Origin of the sequence: Chitinophaga sp. SYP-B3965 (assembly GCF_009647655.1) — a bacterium.
Lineage (GTDB): Bacteria > Bacteroidota > Bacteroidia > Chitinophagales > Chitinophagaceae > Chitinophaga.
Genome location: NZ_WJFD01000001.1, coordinates 1,442,240 through 1,464,636, shown reverse-complemented (window position 1 = coordinate 1,464,636; position 22,397 = coordinate 1,442,240). Strand labels below are relative to the sequence as shown.

At 49.1% G+C, this 22,397-nt stretch carries 7 protein-coding genes; 4 read left to right on the top strand and 3 right to left on the bottom strand.

The genetic code is table 11. The features are described 5' to 3' along the window. Nucleotides 1-86: 86 nt before the first annotated feature. Nucleotides 87-2,342, top strand: a complete 2,256-nt coding sequence (gene katG / locus GFS24_RS05725) for a catalase/peroxidase HPI (RefSeq protein WP_153658620.1) — start codon at nucleotides 87-89, stop codon at nucleotides 2,340-2,342. 54 nt (nucleotides 2,343-2,396) lie between these two features. Here katG and GFS24_RS05720 read toward each other — a convergent pair whose 3' ends face one another. The 3 genes from GFS24_RS05720 to GFS24_RS05710 are packed head-to-tail and all read right to left on the bottom strand — an operon-like array spanning nucleotide 2,397 to nucleotide 16,936. Continuing rightward, complete coding sequence (locus tag GFS24_RS05720) at nucleotides 2,397-4,205, bottom strand: OmpA family protein (protein ID WP_153658619.1); 1,809 nt, start codon at nucleotides 4,203-4,205, stop codon at nucleotides 2,397-2,399. 18 nt (nucleotides 4,206-4,223) lie between these two features. After that, nucleotides 4,224-5,225, bottom strand: coding sequence for a type IX secretion system membrane protein PorP/SprF (locus GFS24_RS05715; protein ID WP_173002978.1), 1,002 nt, complete (start codon nucleotides 5,223-5,225; stop codon nucleotides 4,224-4,226). A 38-nt stretch (nucleotides 5,226-5,263) separates the two neighbouring features. Next, nucleotides 5,264-16,936: a Calx-beta domain-containing protein gene (locus GFS24_RS05710; RefSeq protein WP_153658617.1), complete on the bottom strand. Its 11,673-nt coding sequence runs from the start codon at nucleotides 16,934-16,936 to the stop codon at nucleotides 5,264-5,266. A gap of 330 nt (nucleotides 16,937-17,266) precedes the next feature. Between GFS24_RS05710 and GFS24_RS05705 the strand changes: the two genes are divergently transcribed. The 3 genes from GFS24_RS05705 to GFS24_RS05695 all read left to right on the top strand — a co-directional run bounded on the left by GFS24_RS05705 (nucleotide 17,267) and on the right by GFS24_RS05695 (nucleotide 22,388). After that, complete coding sequence (locus GFS24_RS05705; protein WP_173002977.1) at nucleotides 17,267-17,851, top strand: RNA polymerase sigma-70 factor; 585 nt, start codon at nucleotides 17,267-17,269, stop codon at nucleotides 17,849-17,851. Nucleotides 17,852-17,914: 63 nt separating this feature from the next. Next, a complete protein-coding gene (locus tag GFS24_RS05700) occupies nucleotides 17,915-18,895 on the top strand; it encodes a FecR family protein (protein WP_153658615.1) in 981 nt (326 codons plus the stop codon). 85 nt (nucleotides 18,896-18,980) lie between these two features. Next, nucleotides 18,981-22,388 carry a TonB-dependent receptor gene (locus GFS24_RS05695; RefSeq protein WP_153658614.1) on the top strand — a complete coding sequence of 1,136 codons (3,408 nt, stop codon included), beginning with the start codon at nucleotides 18,981-18,983 and terminating at the stop codon, nucleotides 22,386-22,388. Nucleotides 22,389-22,397: the final 9 nt, after the last annotated feature.

The window sequence follows — 22,397 nt, the reverse complement described above, 5'->3', positions numbered from 1 at the left end:
TTGTATTCTAAATAGCATAAATTTATAATCCTGTGCGAACACCAGGCACAGACGAGTGTTTATTTATTACCACAAACCTTATAACAATGGGAGAATCAAACGACATCAGTAAATGCCCGTTTCACAATGGCAGTATGAAGCATAATGTTGGCGGCGGCGGCACCAGGAACCACGACTGGTGGCCTAACCACTTAAAGCTAAGTATCCTTCGCCAGCACTCATCCTTATCCAACCCCACGGATGAGCAATTTAACTATGCTGAAGCCTTTAAAAGCCTTGACCTGGAAGCCGTAAAAAAGGACCTTCATGCACTCATGACGGATTCACAGGACTGGTGGCCCGCAGATTTCGGGCATTATGGTCCCTTGTTCATTCGTATGGCATGGCATAGTGCAGGAACCTATCGTGTAGGGGATGGCCGTGGCGGCGCAGGGCAGGGGCAGCAACGTTTTGCCCCGCTTAACAGCTGGCCTGACAATGTTAGCCTGGATAAAGCCCGCAGACTGTTGTGGCCCATCAAACAAAAGTATGGCCTCAAAATTTCATGGGCAGATCTGATGATCCTTACCGGTAATATAGCACTGGAATCAATGGGTTTTAAAACATTTGGCTTTGCCGGTGGAAGGGAAGATGTCTGGGAACCGACTGAAGATGTGTACTGGGGCTCCGAAACCAAGTGGCTGGGCGGTGATCTGCGTTATGCGCATGGTTCCCATGGTGTGGCAGAGAAGCATGGTGTAGTTTCGTCTGACGATGATGCAGATGGTCATATCCATTCCCGCAATTTAGAAAAACCACTTGCTGCTGTGCAGATGGGGTTGATCTACGTAAACCCGGAAGGGCCTGATGGCAATCCTGATCCTATTGCAGCTGCTAAAGACATTCGCGATACTTTTGGCCGCATGGCTATGGATGATGAAGAAACCGTTGCGCTGATAGCAGGAGGGCACAGCTTTGGTAAAACCCATGGTGCGGCTCCGGCTACGCATGTAGGCAAAGAGCCGGAAGCGGCAGATGTGGAATTGCAGGGCCTGGGCTGGAGTAACAGTTATGGTTCCGGTAAAGGGGCAGACGCTATTACCAGCGGGCTGGAAGTGATATGGACAAAAACGCCTACACAATGGAGTAATAATTTCTTCGAAAACCTGTTTGCGTTTGAATGGGAACTGACTAAAAGCCCGGCCGGTGCACACCAGTGGGTAGCTAAAAATGCAGGAGATATTATCCCTGATGCATATGATAGTGCAAAGAAGCATGCACCCACCATGCTGACTACAGACCTTTCTTTAAGATTTGATCCTGCTTACGAAAAAATATCCAGGCGTTTCCTGGAAAACCCTGATGCATTTGCAGATGCTTTTGCACGGGCATGGTTTAAATTAACGCATCGTGATATGGGGCCACGTGCCCGTTATCTTGGTCCTGATGTGCCGGAAGAAGTATTGCTTTGGCAAGATCCTATTCCTGCAGTAGATCATGCGTTGATAGATGAAAAGGATATTGCTGCATTGAAATCAAAAGTATTGGGATCAGGGCTGAGCGTATCTGAACTGGTTTCCACAGCATGGGCTTCTGCTTCCACCTTCCGTGGCTCTGACAAACGTGGTGGTGCCAATGGTGCCCGCATTCGCCTGGCGCCTCAGAAATTCTGGGCAGTAAACAATCCGCCGCAGTTGCAGAAAGTATTGAGCGCATTGGAAAGTATTGCCAAAGAATTTAACGCAGGTGGCAAAAAGGTTTCACTGGCAGATCTGATCGTACTGGCTGGTTGTGCAGGTGTTGAAAAAGCAGCGAAGGATGCAGGACATGTGATCACCGTTCCTTTTACACCTGGCCGTATGGATGCTTCGCAGGAACAAACTGATGTTGAATCATTCGGTTACCTGGAGCCTGCTGCAGATGGTTTCCGCAACTATCGCAAAGCAAGTTTTACTGTTCCTACTGAGGCCTTGTTAATAGATAAGGCGCAGTTGCTTACACTCACAGCGCCAGAATTAACAGCGCTGGTAGGTGGCATGCGTGTTTTGAGCACGAACTTTGATGGTTCGAAACATGGAGTTTTTACCGCACGCCCTGGTCAGCTTACGAATGATTTCTTTGTAAACCTGCTGGATATGAACACTGCATGGAAAGCAGTGTTTGCAGACAGGGAAGTGTATGAAGGCAGCGACCGTGCTACTGGTAAAGCAAAATGGACAGGCACCCGTGCTGATCTGGTATTTGGCTCTAACTCAGAACTGAGGGCTATTGCAGAAGTATACGGAAGCGCAGATGGTAAAGATAAATTTGTGAAAGACTTTGTAGCAGCGTGGGATAAAGTGATGAATTTGGATAAGTTTTAATAAAATAGAAAAGGATACACTATTTAGTGTATCCTTTTCTATTTTATATCAATTTTACAAGATCACTTCCAGTTTCGAGCGCCTGTTTTGCTGGTATTCCTCTTCATCACACGGAACGCCATCCTTACATCTATTGACGGGTTCGCTTTCTCCTTTGTTCGCATAATAGAGCCGTTTGGGATCGATGCCTTTTTTGGCAAGGTATTCAATAACAGAAAAACAGCGCAAGGCAGAGAGATCGGTATTGTACTGATCTGTACCCCGGTTATCCGCAAAAGACAGTACAACGAGTTTCCAATTGGGATGGCGCATCATTGTTTCCGCTACTTTATCGAGTACTTGCTGTGATTCCGCCAACAGACCGGCGCTGTTATAATTATACAGGAGTTTCAGATCTTCCAGGTTTCTTTTATCGGTTTCCTCTTCTGTGGTAAGCTGCCGTTGTTGACCTGGCCTAGTATTGACCGTTTCACCTCCGGGCGTATTGTTCGCAGTACTATGATCGATCACACCCGGTGTATTTATACCGTTCAGCCTGTTGAAAAGATCTGTATCAGTAAAGTAATAGATATCATCACTGCCCATACCTCCCTGTTTGTTGGAGGCCAGGTAACCTTCCTGCCCGTTATTTTTCAGTACGAAACTGATGTCATCCGCACCGGAGTTGAAAGGTGCTTTCAAGTTCTCTGGTGTTTCCCAGCTGTTCTTTTCTCCTTTTACACGGTAGATATCATATCCGCCGAGACCTGCGTAACCTTTGCTGGAAAAGTAAAGAACGCCGTCCTCATTTATCGTCGGGAATGTTTCTGCCGCGATCGTGTTGATCTTTTCACCACAGTTCATGGGCGTGCCCCAACTGCCGTCCGCCTGTTTTTCACAATACCAGATGTCCGTTTCTCCGAGGCCACCGGAGCGGTTGGACACGAAATACAAGATGTTCCCGCGTGCATTTAGCACAGCATGGCTGGAAGAATATCCCACCGCATTAATGCCAGGCATCAATGCCAGCTTGCTCCATTTGCCGTCTGTTTTAACGGCTTGGTAGATCTGAAGCTGGCGGATACCGTTCACTGCGCCTTTGCCGGTATAAGGAATGTTTTTCCCCTGGATGTTGATCGTGGCGTAGAGGGTATCTTCCGCTTTGTTCATGTAAACAGGCCCGATATGATAATCATATTCATCAAATAGTGCCGGCAACAGTTCTTCCAGGTACATGGTGCCATTGCCTTGTGCGTATTGCTGGTAAACGTAGGCTTTGTAATAAGGCTGCTCAGTACGTTTGTCTGTTTGAGGGAGTGCCTCCCTGTTACCATTCAGCAAAAGCCTGCGGTAACCGTTGGATAGCAGGAGCAATCTGTTATTAGTAAAACTGCTCACTATGTCAGACCCGGATGTGTTCAGCGCTTTAAGCGGTTTTAATTGCAGGGAAACAGGTGTTTTCATCCAGACAGCCGCACTATCGCAACCGCGTAGCGCTATTTCCTTCAGCTTCATACTGTCTGCATTACTGGTGGAGAATAATGCATATTGCTGCCTTGCGGAATCGTATTGTTCCAGCTGCCGCAGTGTTTCCCCGCAGGCAAAATAAGCAGCAGCAGGATGGTCCGGCCGAGCGATGATCTGCTGGTAAAAGCCGGCTGCTTCTTCAAAGCGGCCGATCTCCTGGTAGCTATGTGCCATCTTCATCAGTAATGCTACAGGTGTTTTGCTGCGGGCCTGCCGCTGATAAAGCGCTCCGGCCACTGCATATTCTTCCCGCGCATATGCCTCTTCCGCCAGTTGAAGCACACTTTTCTGCTCCTGTGCATACATGCTGCCAGTCAGCGCGATGATCATGATAAAGGTTAAACTACGTCGTATCATACTTCGTAAGTAATAGGTTTAAAAATACCGTGGATTCTGTAACGTGAATTTTTTGGAAGGGATCAGATAGCCGATGGACATTTCATGTGAACCACCCTGATAACCAGCCATTCTGTTAACGTTCAGATCATAGGAATAACCGATGCGCAATTGAGGTGTGGCATAGAACTCCACCATGGCACTGGCTGCGTTCTGTTCCTCCAGGTCACGTTGTAATCCGGTCTTTTTCCAGATGTTCACGTTAGTGCGGTAGGAACCGCCTATCCACAGCTTTTCACCGATCAACAGAAAGGCATTCAGATCCAGGTTAGTAGGCCCTTTGAAATCCTCTTTCAGCAGGAAGGAGGGCTTCAGCTGAAGACCTTCACCAAGTTGAAACACAGTGCCTGCGGTAAGATACATGTGCTGCGTTTTGCGGATGGTGGAGTAGTTATTCCCTTTCCAGTTATATCGCGATGCGTCTGAATAAAGGGAGAACAGGTCCATTACAGCAACGCCTGCATAGAATTTCGAAGTATAATAATAGATGCCGAAACGTGCATCGGGTACCCAGGTGCTGGTTTTACCCGTAGGTATTGCCTGGTCATCATTATCCATGTACTGTAATGCGGAACCATCAATGGAATACTGGGTTACACCCGCACCGATACCAAAGCAGATGCGGCGTGTGTTTTCCGCATCAAGTGGAATACGGTAGGAATAGGAACCGTAAAATGCCAGTGATTCCTGCGGTCCGAGTTTATCGAACAATACCTGTCCGCCCAGGCCAACCCTGCCTTCGCTGGCGGGTGTTACACCATCCAGGGATATGCTCCCGGTGCGTGGTGCACCGGGGAAACCTGCCCATTGATGACGGTATGTTGCATTCAGGTAGAGGTCTTCCTTGTAACCCGCATAAGCAGGGTTAACACTGAGCCCGTTGAAAACATACTGACTGAACTGTATGTTCTGCTGCGCTACTGCGCAGGCTCCCGGAATGAGGAGCAAAGCCGTTATCGCTGCCTTGAGTATTGTTTGCATCTTTTTATTTTTAAGATCAGCAGAGCATTTTGTTATCATTACCGCACGATTAATACCCATCCTTTATAAGATTTAATACCATCCGGTTTATTCACTTCCAGGATATAGAAATAAGTGCCTTCATTCAGACCAGAACCGTTCCAGTCGTTACGGTAGTCGTTGGACCGGTATACCTGGCCACCCCAGCGGTTGAACACCTGCAGTTTTGCGCCCGGGTATTTTTCAATACCGCCGATAACAAACTTCTCGTTCTTACCATCACCGTTAGGGGTGAATACATTGGGAAAGTTCAGGTCCTGACCTTCGATCTGTAATCTCAGGAAGGCCTTGTTATTCGTCATGTCCGGATCGAGTGAGCCAGAGCCTACTTCAGAACCAACAACGAGTTCACCACCTTCGGTGATCCTGCAGCGTATTTCCAGTTGAACGGTTGCGCCTGGTGTTACATCACCAATGGTCCAGATCACGAGCCTGTTGGCAGTTATATTCACCGTGCCTCTTTCCGGAGTAGTGCCTGAAGGCAGACCCAGTTGCATGGCCAGTGTATCGGTTACCACAACACCGCTGGCGAGGCCGTTTCCGATATTGCTTACAGTGATCCTGTAAGTGATCTCCTGTCCGAGGCGGTAAGGGCCTGCTGCAGGTGCAACCAGTTCTTTGGTGATGGTGAGGTCTCCCGCAGGAATATCCTCACTGGTGATGGTTACTGTTGCCTGATTGGCCGCACCTGCTGTGTAATTGAAGCTGGTGGACTGACCGCCTGAGATGTTCAATATCACTGTTTCCGGATCTTCTATCAACATGTCATCTGTTACCTGTACCGGAACAGTTATACTGTTTTCTCCGGCTGGTATGGTAATGGTGTTAATGGCCTGATAGTCTGTGCCGGCAACAGCCGTTCCGCTTATGGTGTATTGAATAGTAAGCGGTTCAGCCGTGCGTTTGCCATTTGCTATGCTGATGGTGAATTCACCGTGCGTAGCTGGCTCTGTAGCATTGGGTTGGCTGGCCGTTACTTCCAGTACCAGGTTACCAGTGGCGTCATTGTCTGTAATATTTATAGTAGCGGTATTCTGAGCGCCAACTGTATAAGTGAGACCAGTAGAGGAGCCGCCGTTGATGGTCATGATCACGGTTTCTGTTGGCTCTATCAGTTCATCTTCCAGTACAGTTAAGTCAACATCTACACTGGTGCTGCCAGCAGGGATCACTGCGCTGCTGCTGAGTGCGGTGTAATCTGTGCCTGAAGTGGCGGTACCTGTGATCGTATAGGTTACGGTAACATCTTTGGCTGGTGCCTTGCCACCGGCCAGGCTGATGGTGAATTTACCAGCAGTGGATGGTTCAGTGACAGATGGTGTTGCGCTTACCACAATATCCAGGTTATTATCGTCATCTATCAGATCTATTGAAGCTGTGCTATTGGCACCCGGTGTGAGAACGATGCCTGTAGCGGAGCCATTGGTGATGGTCAGCTCAATGGTTTCATTACCTTCTATTATCTGATCATCGATACCGGATATCTGAATGGCAACACTGTTATTACCTGCAAGTATTACTGCAGTACCGTTCAGTAAGGCGTAGTCTGTACCATTGATGGCGGTACCTGCTATCGTATAGTTAACAGTAAGATCAGTGGCCGTTTTGATGTTGTTCGGCAGGCTGATGATAAAACCTGCGCCTGCAGCTGCTTCTGATACATCGCCATTAGCTGCTACATTCAGTACCAGGTTAGCCGGTGTGTTCTCATTATCTGTAATATTCACCGTGGCATTGCCTGTACCGGTATACGTGATGCCGGCGCCGGTGCCACCGTTGAGCGTGAGTATAACGGTTTCTGATACTTCCAGTATATCATCATCCTGTGCGGTAACAGGAACGGTTACACTGGCATCACCTGCACGGATCACCGCAGTACCACTGAGGACAGTGTAATCTGAACCTTGTGTAGCTGTACCGCCGATGGTGTAGTTCACGGTGATATCATTTGCAGCACGTACAGTTCCCGCGAGGCTGATCACAAAGCTGCCATCTGTACCGCCTTCTGTTGCATCGCTGCCTTTGGTAACAGTCAGTTCGAGGTTGGCGGGTATGGTGCTTTCATCGTCTGTGATGTTAACCGTTGCGCTGGTTGTGCCGGTGAATGTGAGGTTTGTACTGCTACCACCTGCAAGGGTTGCTATTACTGTTTCTGTTGGTTCTATGATATCGTCGTTCTGTACAGCTACTGGTAATTGTATACTGTTATTATTTGCAGGAATGATGATAGTGCCGGTGAGGGCAGTATAATCGGAACCTGGTGTAGCAGTACCGTTCACGGTATAACTCACAGTGATATCTTCTGAAGAAGTTACGCCGAAAGGCAGGCTGATAATAAATCTGCCATTAGTACCTGGTTCTGCACCGTCTAAGTCCTGAGCGATATTCAGTACCATGTTAACCGGGTCCTGATCATCGTCTATTATATCCAGGGAAGCTGTTTTATCCGGGCCGGGAACGAAGGTTACGCCGCCGGTTTGGGAACCACCTGTAACTTCCAGTATAACGGTTTCAGTGCCTTCGATCACGAGGTCGTTGACAGCGGTAACAGGTACGTTTGCAGAGCTGGTTCCGGCAGTGATAACAACAGATCCGATGAGATCATTATAGTCATCAGTAGTGGTGGCGGTACCACTTATGATATAGTTCACCGTGATATCTTCTGTGGATGTTACGCCATCAGGCAATGAAACGATGAAATTACCAGGTGTGCCTTGCTCTGTTGCATCTGCGTCTTTGATCACTTTCAGCACCAGGTTGTCTGGTGTGTTGTCATCATCAGCAATGTTCACGGTTACATCGCCGGCGCCTGTATATACAAGACCTGCGCCGTTACCACCGGTGAGGGTGATGATCACTGTTTCCAGTGGTTCTATTATCTGATCGTCTATTACGGGAACAGGTATTGTTACACCGTCATCGCCAGCTTTGATGATGGCAGTACCGGAGAGTGCAGCGTAATCTGCATCTGGTGTTGCTGTGCCGGCCACGGTATAGTTCACTGTGATATCCTGTGCAGCAACAATATTTGCGGGCAGTGAGAATTTCACAAAGCCAGGCGTGGAGCGCTCTGCAGCATCGCTTACTTTGCTGATGCTGAGGGTCAGGTTTGCAGGTGTGTTGTCTGCATCTGTGATATCCACTGTTGCGCTGTTTGCTGCGGCTGGTGTGAAGGTGAAGCTGGTAGATTGACCGCCTGTTATTGTCAGGGTCACTGTTTCAAGACCTTCCAGGATCTGATCGGCGGCTGCGGTTACATCTACATCTACACTATGGGTATTGGCAGGGATCACTACCGTACCGGTTAAGTTAGTATAGTCAGTACCATTGGTAGCGGTACCGGCTATTGTATAATTCACCGTGATAGCCTCTGTGGATGTTGTTGTTGTGCCGGGCAGGCTGATGGTGAATTTACCAACAGCGCCGGATTCAACTGCATCAGCGGTTTTGGTAACAGAAAGCTCAAGGTTGGCCGGAGCATTATCATTATCAAATATCCGGGCAGTAGCAGCAGGACCAAAGGTATAAGTGAAGTTGGGAGAAGTGACGCTGTTGATCGTAACTACCACGTCTTCTGTGCCTTCTATGATATTATCATCTACCACAGCACCTACGCTGGACGTGCCTCCTGTACCTGTTGAGGAAAGTTGAGCCGTTCCACTAAATTGCGCTGCCGTTGGGTAGCCGTTAAAGTCCGCGCTCAATGCGGCAGTACCACTTAAGGTGTAATTAATTGTGATGGTTTCTGAAGGCGCAATTCCCAGTGGTAAACTGAAATTGAACCTTATGCGACCAAGTTGTCCGGCACCGCCCTCGGTACCTTCATAGCCCATGGTCAAGTTCACATGACGGTTAGCAGGTGTATTATCATCATCCAGGATATTCATCGTAACAGGCCCGGAGGGTAATGACCAGGCAGGACCACCAACAAGACCGGCTGTGGATGTGCCTGAAAGAGCCAGTATAATCGTTTCAGTTTGCTCAATTCTATTATCATCGATCACTTTTACCGGTATATCCACATAGTTACTGCCTGCCGGAATAACAATACTGGCCAGGTTAGTATAGTCCGTATTTGCTATCGCCGTACTGCTGGCATTAATGAAGTAATTCGCGATGATATTAACCTGACAATAAACGTTTGGAGGCAGGCTGATGCGGTAGTTGCCGTTCGTGCCTGGTTCTGCTGCGTCAGCAGTTTTTGTAAGGGTCAGCACCTTGTTTGCAGCGTTATTGTCATCATCCGTGATATTCAGGCTTGTGGTACGGGAAGCTGCAATGGCAGAAGGAGTGAAAGTATAGCTGGCAGAAGTACCGCCTGTAATCGTCAGTGTCACTGTTTCCGTCAGGGATTCTATAAGCTGATCGTCCTTCACCAGTACAGGCAGCAGTACGCTGTTGCTCCCTGCGGGCAGCACTATACTGCCGCTTAAGGTAGTGTAATCTGTTCCGTTAGTAGCAGTAGTTGCACCGGTAGCGATCGTATAGTTCACGGTGATATCTTCCGATGATGTAATGCCGGCACCTGCCTCCAACTCAATGCGGAAACCACCGTTGGTAAGCGGTTCTGCAGCATGCGCTGTTCTCACGATCCTCAGTGTCTTATTGGCTGCGATATCATCATTATCAACAATATTCACGGAAGCGCTTTCATTGCCGGTTTCAGGTGTGTAGTTTTCAGCACCTGCTGTACCACCGGTAATGGTGAGCACCACTGTTTCTGTCTGTTCAATTGCCAGGTCGTTTGTTACTATTACGGGTACCAGCACATCGTTCTGACCAGCAAGAATAGTGGCCGTTCCGGTCAGATTTGTATAATCTGTACCATTTACCGCGGTTCCGCTGATGGTATAGTTAACGGTGATATCAGTGCCAGCAGTAACACCATTTGGCAGTTTGATGGTGAAGTTGCTGTTTGCCCCGCCCTCTGTTGCAGGCGTGCCGGCTACTGCACTCAGCGTTTTGTTTGCCGCCGTGTTGTCATCATCTGTGATATCCAGATCGGCTGTAAATGAAGCCGGATCGCGGGTATAGGTGAAAGTGTTACCATCTGTACCAGCATTGGGCGCATCCAGCGTGAGGGTGGCTGTTTCTGTACCCTCCATGATCTGGTCGTTGATCACATTGAGCGGAATGATCACGCTGTTCTGGTATGCAAGAAGTGTGATCATTGATATGGAATAATCCGTATTACGGGTAGCGCTGCCGGCGCTCATGGTGTAATGGAGCGTCATGTTAGCACTTGCAGTGTAACCTGTTGGCAGGCTTATGGTATAACTACCGCGTGTGCCCGGTTCGGCTGCATCAGCTGTTTTTACCACTCTCAATATCCGGGCAGCGGCATCGTTATCGTCAATGTTTAGGGTGATTTGGTCGTTCGCCGGATCTGCCGGGAAGAGGTAGGCAGTAACTCCGTTGTAGGAGCTACCGGAAAGGATCGTGAAGATCATCGTTTCTGTTGGTTCAATGATCTCGTCGTTGATAACATTGAGCGTTACAAGTACGCTGTTCTGACCAGGTGGTATGGTAACCGTTCCAAAGCTTTGGTAATCCAGACCGGATGTAGCTGTGCCGGTGACCTTGTAGGCTACGGTCACAGGCCATGAAGAGGTACTAACGCCGTCCAGTTTTACAGTGAATGTAGCGTTGGATAATCCCTCGGTTGCAGTTGTAGCCCCAGCGTAGTCCACTTGCATGGGAGGCAGCGAGGTGGCATTGATGTCAACGATATTTACCACCGCACCATTTCCGGCCGGATCTATTGTAAACGTATGTGATGCCGATGTAGCGCTGTTAAGCGTCAGGATCACTGTTTCAGGTCCTTCCACTGTCGCGTCAGCTAAAGCATCCACATTAACGAATACGGCATTGACCCCGGCCGGGATCGTGATGCTAAGGGTTCCAAACCCGGTTATACTATAATCAGCAACGCTTGTAGCAGTACCCGATGGCGTAAAGTTAACCGTTACATCTTCCGAACTGGTAACACCAGGAGGGAATGAGATCCTGTATTGTCCGTCCGCATCGCCTTCAATAGCATCGGAAACTTTTGTAAGCAATACAACAGTGCTGTTAGCAGTAGCGTCATTGTCCGCAATATTAGCCGTTGCGGGGTTGGTGGCAGAAGGTGTATAAGTGAAATTTGTGGAGGTACCACCTGTAACAGTTACGATCACCGTTTCGGTGTTTTCTATCTCCTGTTCGTCTCTTACATTCAATGCAATCTGCACACTGTGTTGACCAGCAGGAATAACAACCGATCCTGATAATGTGGTGTAATCCGTCACCGGCGTAGCAGTACCAGACACGGTGTAGTTCACCGTCGTATTTTCTGATGCAAACACACCCGGCGGTAAACTGAAAGTGAAGGAACCGGATGTGGATGGTTCTGCAGCATTCGTTGCTGTTACCGCTATTGTTTTGTTGCCGGCTGTATTATCGTTGTCCGCAATATTGATCGTAGCACTGCCATTTACCGCGTCTGGAGACAGTGTAAATACCGTACTGGCACCCTGAGTGGCCACACCATTGGTGATGGTGAGGATCACTGTTTCCGTTAGTTCTATCAAACCGTCATCTACAACGCTTAAAGGAACTGGTACGCTGGTTTGACCGGCAGGCAGGATGATGGTAGTAGAAGGCCCGTTATAGTCAGCGCCGTTTGTGGCCGTACCTGTTAGCGTGCAGGTAACAGTGATAGGCAGGGAGCTGGTATAACCTGCGGGCAGGCTGATCGTAAAGCTGCTATTGGTACCGGCTTCTGCCGTGTTACCATTGCTGGTTACGGAAAGGAGCCTTGTGGCCGTTGTATAATCGTTATCCGCCTGCAGAAGGGTAGCGGCGCCGTTTGTGGCACTTGCAGAGAAGTTGCCGGCAGTAGCAGTTGTACCCCCTGAGATCGTTAATATAATGTCTTTGGTTTGTTCTATGATCTGATCGTCTAATGCATTCACATTGATCACTACACTGTTTTGACCTGCGGGAATAATGATCGTTCCAGGCAGTGTTTGATATTCAGTGCCACTGGCAGCTGAGCCACTCATTACATAGGTCACCGTAATATTTTCCGGCGCCAATACACCTGAGGGTAATGCGATCGTGAAAGTACCTGTATTGGTAGGTTCATCTGCATTGAGTTGTGATGTTACACTCAGGAAGCGGTTAGCGGGCACATCATCATCATCTGTGATCTGCGCGGTAGCATTGCCTGCTACACCATCTATGGTATAAGTGTAATTGGTGGAATTACCGGCAGACAAGGTGACGATAACCGTTTCCAGGCTTTCGATCTGTGCATCGTTTACAATGCTAACGGGGAGGGGTACGCCATTCTGGCCTGCGGCGATCACTGCCGTGCCGCTTAATGTTGCATAATCACCAGGAGCAGTAGCTGTGCCGCTAACGGTGTAAGTGATATTGATATTTTCCACGGCCAGTACACCGGCAGGCAGGTTGATTGAAAATCCGCCATCCGTTACCGGTTCCGATGCATCCGCTGTTTTCGTAATACTCAGTACTCGTTTTGCCGGAGGGAAGGCATCTACTGTTACGGTAACTGTTTGGGATGCTACACATCCACTTGCATTGGTAACCGTATAAGTAATGTCAGCAGTTCCACCAGCTACACCGGTTACAACACCGCCGCCATCTACAGTAGCTACAGCTGTGTTACTGCTGGACCAAACGCCGGCAGGTGTAGTATTCGAAAGGGTAGTGGTAGCTCCCTGGAATAAGTTCAATGTACCTGTAATGGCAGGTACCACTGGAATTGCATTTACTGTTACGGCAAGTTGCTGGCTGTTGCTGCAACCATCGCCGTTGGTAACGGTATAGATAATATTAGCTGAGCCTGCTGTAACGCCGCTCACCACACCTGTGGCGCTCACGGTAGCAATGGCTGCATCGCTGGTAGACCAAACACCTCCGGGTGTGGTGGAAGAAAGGGTAGTGGTATTACCTACGCAAACGGCTGCAGTTCCGGTTACCGGATCAACGGTTACCGTGCTGCGGGTGATAACGATGTTGTCCGGGCGGGTACATCCATCAGGGTAACTAACTGTTACGCTGTAGGTGCCGGGCCCGTTGACTACAAGTGTTTTCCCTGTGCTGCCGTCACCCCATGTAATGGTTGCAAGCGGTGAAGCGAAGAAGCCATCTGTATTGAGTGTATGGGGGAACTCATTCGCGCAAAGTGTGAAATCCGGTCCAAGACCAAGAATAGGTGTGGAGCCGTTATATGGTGCAATATCCCAGTTGGTATTGCCGCCGAGATTTTCGCTGTGTTCCAGTGCTTTGAACGGTGTAATGCCTGCTGCTGTAATGTTACGCAGCCTCACATAGTCAAAAAGAACCTGGCCGCCTGCTTTGGTAACCGTAAAGGGAGCAGCGGTGAGGCTGGAGATCTCTGTCAGGTTACAAGGGGTACCGCTACCGAACCATTCTTTTGTAATGGTAGTATTGGAACCGGCCAGGAAGTTGTATACCTTACCGGGAGAAAAGATCAACGTATCGATAGTGTTGCCTGTTCCGCCGATGTAGCCCTTACCTTTGAACTCCAGCTTGCCAATGGTATTACCGCCCAGAATATAAGCGCCTGAGGTAGTAGCCGGGTTAGTGAAAATAAATTCTTTCGCGGATATTGAAGCGACTCTCACATAGTTTGAGTTGGTGAGCCCTGTATTCACTATGTTATAAGCAGCGTCGTCTGCTGCGAAGTAGCCTGCGGTGTTTATGATTGATCCGGCAGACTGTAATGACTTGTTGGCCCCCTGGTATTCCCAGGCGGCTATATTCAGGGTGGCATTGGTGATGTTTATGGTAGTAAAGCCATTCTGGTTACCATCACTTATCGCATCCAATGCTATAGTACGATCACTTAAATCTAATCCGCCATTCCTGATATCTATCCTGGTTTGCGGGTTGGAGAAATTATCCGTGAAGCGGAGTGAATACCCTGTTGATTTACCCAGGAACATATCCAGGTTGCCCGATGTGTTACCATTGGAAGTAAAGGTGCTGTTAGTTGTTCCTACGAAATATAGTTGTGCATTGATAGCTACTGTATTGTTCAGGGTAAGGTTGCCCCATACTTCCAATGTGAGGGAGTTGCTGGCTTTGTTGAAAACCGGTGCAAATGTGGCGCCGGTCCAATCCATATTCCGGCAATAAGCATTTCCGTTGGAAATGGAGACTGTGCTGCTACCACTGGTAAAACTGCTGGCGTCGAAATACACATCGTTAGCCACAGTTGGTACGCAGGCGCCGCCTGTGCCATTAGGGGTATTACTCCAGTGTAAGGATTCATTCCAGTCGCCTGAGCCACCTACCCAATAGCGTGGACCGGCAGCGGAAGGGGTTATATTGAAACCGGTATTACCACCTGCATCGGCGCCCGATACTGAGATAGGAACGCCGCTGCCGGTTGCGGTTATGTTCAACAGATAAACATTATTAAAATCCCGTGTAGAAGAAGCGCCGAAGCTGAGTATTGCAGGAGTACCATCTAAATCCCTCAATTCCCCCAGACCATTACAATCAGGGCTGTTGAAGCGGAAGAGGCCGGTGATGGTCTGTGTGCCCTTGAAGTAATAAGTTCTTGAGGGAGCCAATAACAGATTATTGATAGTATTAGTACCCTGAAATACCACCCTGCCGCAACGGACATCCATTGTGCCGATAGTATTACCTCCGTTGCCGTTCAGGGCAATGACGGCAGTGGTAGGGCTGGTATTAGTAAATACCAGTTCGCCGATGGTGGTGCCGGTGATGTTAACTGAGTTCAGTGTGGCATCGGAATATACTTTCGGATAGGTAAAGCCGTTCACACTAAACCATACCTTCGCAGTGATAAACGAGCCGGCTCCATTGTTCACGGAAGTGGCGTTCCTTGAATCCATCAACCAGTCATTCACCGTGATGGTGGTATTACTGAAGTCTATGGTACGTACAGTATTGGTTTGGCTTCGGATCTCAGCTATGTTTACTGTACGTCCGGGCATCAGGAGTTTACCGTTGGCTACCCTTAAGCTACAGGCAGGGAACGTCAGGTTATCTGTGATAGTAAGCCCGCCGATTGGCCCTGTTTTATCCACATTGATCAATGGGGCCCCCAGGTTGCATCCTTTGGATGTGAACGTGGATGCTTCAGTGCCTTTCAGCAGATAAATGCCTCTGATAGTTGGTGTATTTGTTCCGGTAAAGGTCATTGTGGGGTCCAGTTCCAGAGAACCCCAGATCTCCATCGTATAGCCACCTATATTTAAAATGGGTGCATTGGTTACGTTCGTCCAGGTCATGTCGTGACATCTGGCAGTATTGGTAACAGAAACAGTTTTGCTTGCATTAGTAAAGCCGCTATTGGCATCAAACACCACATTATCTGTGGAAAATGGTACGCAAGCTCCACCAGTTCCGCCGCTGGATGTGCTCCAGTGGGCCCTGTCGTCCCAATCGCCGGCACCGCCTACCCAGAATAGGGTGGTATTGCCTCCTGTCCGGGGTGTTATATTGAAACCGGTATTACTGCCACCATCTACCCCAACCACTGTGATCGGCGCAATGCTACCCGCAGCGGTGAGGCTGGTGATCAGAACATTCCGTATATCGGCTGTGGCACCAGCTCCAAAGGTAAGTCTGGCATTCGCGTCCGCACCCCTCAGTTCACCCAGCGCATCACAGTCTGCGGTATTTGCCAGCATAGAAGTATTGATCGTATTATTACCATGGAAAATGTAACCTTTCCCCGGCGCCAGTATCAGCTGGCCGATCACATTGCCCGCGCCTGCTATACGACCGCCACTCTTGAATTCCAGGCGGCCTATTATATTGTTCGCACCTATCCGCTGGGTCCCTATCTGGGACACCAGGCTGGCAAGCGTAAGCTCGTTGAAGGTATTGTTGTTGATATCCATATCAGGGTTGTCCCTGTTCGCAAATACTTTATCGAACGTAAGGCCCGTAGAGTAGAACATATCCGCCGTGATAGTGGAGGCTGTAGCCGTAAGCGTTAGGTTTGAGCCCCTGGTATCCCAGGCAGTGAGGCACGTAATGTTAGCATTACTGATGTTGACGCTCCTGACGGTTGCACCACCTGCCGAAAGACTGCCGATCGTATGCGTCTGGCCGGACATGTTCAAAAGCCCTGTGTACAATACAATGTTCGATACCGCTGTGTTTTCGTTTATCCCATCCAGTATGGTGAGCGAACCGGTACCTTTATTAATTGTAATAGGATTATAATATCCGACACCGAGCCTTACCGCTCCGTTTGTTTTGTAGGTAGCGTTAGAAGTGCCGACAAAGTTGAGGGATGACATGGCGTACCGCACGGTGGATGAAAGTTCCACGTTGCCGCTTACCTGCAGCTGGAAGGTGGTAACATTATTCCTGAATATGGCGGCAGTGGTAACGCCCGCCCAGGACATATTACGGCAGTAAGCATGAGCGCCGGTAGGCAGGGTTACAGTCATGCCGGCGGCCAGGCCGCTGTTTCCATCAAAATACACATCGTCGTTGGCGCCGGGCACAATGGACTTATTAGGCGTACCGCCTGAAACGGAAGCCCAGTGTGTGGTTTCAGACCAGTTGCCGGTGCCGCCAACCCAATAGTAGTCGGCCGCATACAAACGGGATACAAATAACAGAAGAATGCTGAGTAGAATTAGTTTTTTCATTTATGTCGGATATGAAGGGACAATAAAAGTGATGGCCACCTTACAGAGAAGTATGGCAAGTGTTTCTTGCAATATGTTTCCGGGAATGTATCTTTTTACATAGGATTGAACACGGTTAATAGGTTATGGATGTTATAGAATATGGACGGAGCGAAAGTAAAAGTTGTTGTAGGATTTGTTTGTAGTAATAGTTCTATAAATAGAATTTTTTTTGTGAGAGTTGTTTATACATTATTATGATCTGGAAATATTGAACGCTTAATAGTATAATGTCGTCCTTAACACTTTGGTAATATGCTGCGGCTATATTTGTGCCGAATCAGCCTTCATATGTGTACCGCCCATCAACATCTTGTTGTACCAGCCTCTGTTATTGATGCGTTCCGAAATGGATCAGAAAAGGCGTTCCGGGAAATATTCATAGCTTACGATGCCCGCCTTACCGCTTATGCGGCGAAAATATGCATCACCCGGCAGGACGCGGAAGAAGTAGTACAGGATGTATTTATCAGCCTCTGGGAGCACCGGGCTGATATGGAAGGCAATGATATCTCTGGCTGGCTCATCACCGTATGCCGCAACAAGGCCCTCAAATCCCTGCGCCGGCAGATTCTGCATACGGACATCAGCAGTCTGCCCAAAGTGCCCGTTGATCTGTCAGACCCATTGCAGCAGCTCTATTTCCAGGAGATCGAACAATACATCAACACCATTATTCAATCCCTGCCGCCCATGCGGAAGAAGATATTCCTCATGAGCCGGGATGAAGATAAAAGCTACCAGCAGATCGCGGACGAGCTGGGTATTTCCGTACTCACTGTGAAGAAGCAGGTGAGCCTTGCCCTTACACATTTACGCACACAGGTTACTCCTTATGCTTACAGCCTGATTGTACTGCTCCTCCCTGTATATTAACTTAATGTTACCGCTTACTACCTTGCAGGCTTTATTGGGTACTTCCTGTAAAATCTGCCCAATATGCCGGTTTCTCCAGAACTGTTGAAGCAATTGCTGCGTAAACAGAAAGACAAGACCATTACCGACCGTGAAATGGTATTGCTGCGCCTGTACCTGTCTTCTCCCGAAGCGGAAGAACAGCTGGCTGACATTGATTTTTCCGACATGCCGGATGCAACCGGCGGGTCTGCAACGCCGCAGGAATTACGTTTTCAGCAGATCATGCAAAAGCTACCGCGAAAGCCTGTACGAAAGATAACCTGGTACCACCTGGCAGGCGCAGCTGCTGTGGCATTGGTGATCGCAGGCATTGGTATGTTATTGCAGCAGGAGAGGGGATTGCCCTTACCTGTGCCTATGCTGACGCTGCAAACAGGCAACGGAGAACTGAAAGAAGTAATGCTGCCAGACAGCTCTCATATCTTCCTCAATGCACGCTCCGCAATCCGTTACCCGGCCAGCTTTAGCGGAACAACACGTACTGTACAATTACTGCAGGGGCAGGCTTATTTCGATGTTGCAAAACAGGAAGCACCTTTCATCGTGGAGAGTCCCGAAGGTATGCAGACTATCGTATTAGGCACCGCATTCACCGTTATGGCGGACAGTGTTGCCGGCCATTTGCAGGTAGCGGTTAAAGCCGGTAAAGTGCGGGTGGACAGGCAGCAGCATGCCATTGCGATATTGCTTCCCGGTGATGGGGTGTTCTATGATATTGCGAAGGCCCGGACACAAACCATGCACACTGATCCCGGAAGTATCGGAGAATGGACGAGCGGGGAAGTACGCCTTTCTGCAGCCAGTTTTGCAGAAATGGCGAGCCTGATGCAACAACTCTATGGCATCACGGTTATAGCGGGCAATACGCCTGTACAACACAATCAATATAGCCTGCCCGTAAAATATGGAACAGACCCGCGACCATTGATGGAAGTTATGTGTATGGTGAACGGGAACCGCGCGGAATGGCGGAAAGACAGTACGGCAGTGATCATTCGCTAAAAAGAAAAACGCCTGTTGAAGCAGGCGTCTTCAAACACCGGTATTGAAGTACCGGTATTTATAACAAATAAACTAAAACGAAGGTATGAAATTTTTCAGTCGGACGAAACCGCGGCACCGCCTATGGCAACGACTCCTGCTACTGGTGTGTCTCTTCACCAGCAGTCATTTGTATGCACAACAATCCGCTTTATCCAAAAAGATCAGCATCCGCTTCACCGGTGAAAGCATGGCGGCTGCATTGGAGAAAGTAGAGAAACAGGCCGGGCTTAAACTGGCTTTTAATGCCGCCAACACCAATGGTTACAAAGCACCTGTTACCGAATACACCGACAAAACGCTGGAGCAGGTATTGAAAGCCCTGTTGCAGCACACTTCCCTTTCTTTCAGGGAAGCCAATGGTTACATTATCATCAGCAAGGAAAACAATGCGCCCGTTCGTACGAAGGGGAAACTCGTGGGCCAGGTGACCGATGAAGAACAACGGGAACCTGTGCCCGGCGCCAATATCCGCATCGGCAGCAACGGTGCCGTGACGGATGCGAACGGGCACTTCAGCATCACACTTCCGGCTGGTAATTACACCGCCATCATCAGTTATGTGGGATTTGCCTATAAGGAGATCCCCGGCGTAACGGTAAAGGACGATTCTACCTCCACACTGGACATCGTATTACAAAAAGACAAACGCCAGCTGGGGGAAGTGACCGTGCGGGCTGACCGTGTGATCACCACCAACGACCGTCAGCTGATCGAAGAGATCAGAACGGCGAGAGGTATAACTTCCGGTATTTCTTCCGAACAGATCACGATCAGCGTAGACCGTTCTGCTTCTGAGGTGGCGCGCCGTGTATCGGGCGTTACTTTGCAGGACGGCTTTATCAGCATCCGTGGTATGACGCCCCGTTATAATCCCGTTTACCTCAACAATGCTTTTCTTCCCTCTACCGATCCCAATAAAAGGGCATTCAATTTCGACCTGCTGCCATCTTCCGTGATCGACCGGATGATCGTGTATAAATCTCCTGTACCGGAACTCCCTGCTGATTTTGCGGGTGGTGTGGTAAAGGTGTACACGAAAAAATCTGTTCCCATCCGCAGGCTGGAGATCAGTTTGAATGCACAATACCGCACAGGTAACAAGTTCTTTGATGATCATGTGCAGGGTGGTAGTGGCAAATACGACTGGCTGGGTTTTGACGATGGCACCCGTGCAATGCCGGTGAACATGCCGCGCAACCCTTACGGTATGGTGATCCTGGGAGATGTACCAGGCACTCCCGATGCCTACCTGGCCGCCAATGGCGCCATTACGGACGCTTTGCTAAAACGCAGCGTTCAGTCCTGGAACCTGAGCAAAAAATATCATCCGGCAGACCTTCAGGGGGATATGACCTACTACACTTATGCCAATATCGGTAAGCTGAAGCTGAACAGCGTAACGGTAGGGCGTTACGAAAACCAACGCAGCTTCTATTCTACCAAAACAGCACGCAATGCCAACATGTACAGGGATACGGTATTTCCTGCTCCGGGCGTAGCGCTTACGCCCTTTACGCTTCCCAGCTTCCGTGCAGGACATGATTCCGTTTATTCCTCTAGTATACGGCTGGCCGCCATGCAGCACTTCTCGCTGATCATCAACGACCGGAACGAGATCACCGCCATGGGCCTCATGAACCGCAGCACGAAGCAGGTGTTGCAGATCAATACGGTCAATGAATGGTTTGCGAGCGAAGCTGCTTCGCTCTTCATCCGCCGTATGGAGAATGCATACAATACGCAGGACCTCTACATGGGCATGCTCGGAGGTTCACATAAGACCGGTAATCAAAAACACCTGCTGGAATGGACGGCCAGCTATTCCCAGGGGCTCAATAAAGATCCCAACCAGTTCTCCAACGTTTATAATCCGGACGATGCATCCATTATTGGTGACAGGGCCGGTGCAGGAAAGTTTGTTCAGACGGATTCAACAACCTGGAAGTTAAACGCAGGTACACGAAAGAATACCACCATCGGGCGGTTTACGGATGGTGAAGGTGATGAACAACGCTGGCAGGGAAGTCTCGATTATACGCTCACGCCGCTGTTACAAAAGAAAGATTTCCTGATACGTGCAGGTGCTTATGCAGAAAGCCGCCGCAAGCGATATTTCTACAGCGCACTGGCTTACAAAAACTTCCCGGAACTGGGATACAGTGAAAGCCCCTGGGATAACCTCGGCGACAGCCTGTTGTATGCCATGCAAACAAGAAATGTGCGCATGTACACCAATGTGCAGGAAGTTGGATTGGGTGGAGCACAGACAAACGGGTACACCGCTACCTTCGATAACGTGGCCGGCTACATGGCGTCCAGTCTTCCCGTATCCTTCCGCTGGCCGTTCGGTAAACGCCCGATGATGAAGCTGGACATCTATGGCGGTTTACGCGTGGAATATTCCAAACGTATTGTGTTAGACACGAGAGGACTACAATTACTGGAAGAATATTTGCCGAACAGCGCCGGCCAGCAGGTGCTTGTTGGCACAGCGCCTCCCACACATCAGTATTTCTTTTTACCCTCTGTAAACGCCACCTTACATATGAACGACAAGTGGCAACTGCGCGCGAGCTATGGCAAAACACTGAACAGGCCGGAACTGCGTGAACTATCTCCTTTCGTTACCTATAATCCTTCAGATGGATTCACCTATATCGGTAAACCTACACTGCATGATGCACGCATCGACAACTACGATCTGCGCCTGGAATGGTATCCTGCCGCAGGAGAAGCTGTATCTGCAGGTTTTTACTACAAACATCTCAATCAGCCGATCGAAGAAACGATGGCCAATACCAATACCGGTATTCCCGGGTTCACGCACAGCAATATGCCGTTTGCCCGTATCTATGGGATAGAGCTGGAAGTACGCAAACAACTGGGCTTTCTCGGTGGTGATGTATTTGAGCATATGGGCCTCATCGTGAACGCCTGTTACAACTTCACAGAAGCGAGTAACCAGGCCATGATGGTGGATGCACCAGGATACCTCAACTACTATCCCGGTGGCGAAAACAGGGCCTTTACAGGCGCTGCCCCCTGGATACTGAACGCCGGTCTTTTTTATGACCACAAGGCCAGCGGCAGCAGGATATCGTTGCAATACAATGTGCTCGCAGAGCGTATCATCACCAATACCTCGGGTGGCAGATTAATAGACCTGGAGCCTCCGGTGATCGAACGCAGCAGGCATCTGCTCGATCTTTCCGTATTGCAGAAGATAGGCAGGCATGTGAGTGTAGCCGCACAGAACCTGCTGAACGCAGCGATCCGTCATTATGTGGACAATGACTTTAACAAAAAGTTCAACACGGATCCTACCTTATTCGAATGGACCATACACGGCCCGATCCGTACGGAGTACAATAAATACATCCGGGGTGATTATTACATCCGTGATTACAAACCAGGTATTTACTATACGCTGGGTTTCCAGTTCAACCTGTAAAAAATAATA

Bases quoted from the DNA above. Each gene is read 5' to 3' on its own strand.
- GFS24_RS05715 (WP_173002978.1), bottom strand. From the start codon at position 5,225: ATGCAAACAATACTCAAGGCAGCGATAACGGCTTTGCTCCTCATTCCG.
- GFS24_RS05720 (WP_153658619.1), bottom strand. From the start codon at position 4,205: ATGATACGACGTAGTTTAACCTTTATCATGATCATCGCGCTGACTGGC.
- GFS24_RS05695 (WP_153658614.1), top strand. From the start codon at position 18,981: ATGAAATTTTTCAGTCGGACGAAACCGCGGCACCGCCTATGGCAACGA.
- GFS24_RS05710 (WP_153658617.1), bottom strand. From the start codon at position 16,936: ATGAAAAAACTAATTCTACTCAGCATTCTTCTGTTATTTGTATCCCGT.
- GFS24_RS05700 (WP_153658615.1), top strand. From the start codon at position 17,915: ATGCCGGTTTCTCCAGAACTGTTGAAGCAATTGCTGCGTAAACAGAAA.
- GFS24_RS05705 (WP_173002977.1), top strand. From the start codon at position 17,267: ATGTGTACCGCCCATCAACATCTTGTTGTACCAGCCTCTGTTATTGAT.
- katG (WP_153658620.1), top strand. From the start codon at position 87: ATGGGAGAATCAAACGACATCAGTAAATGCCCGTTTCACAATGGCAGT.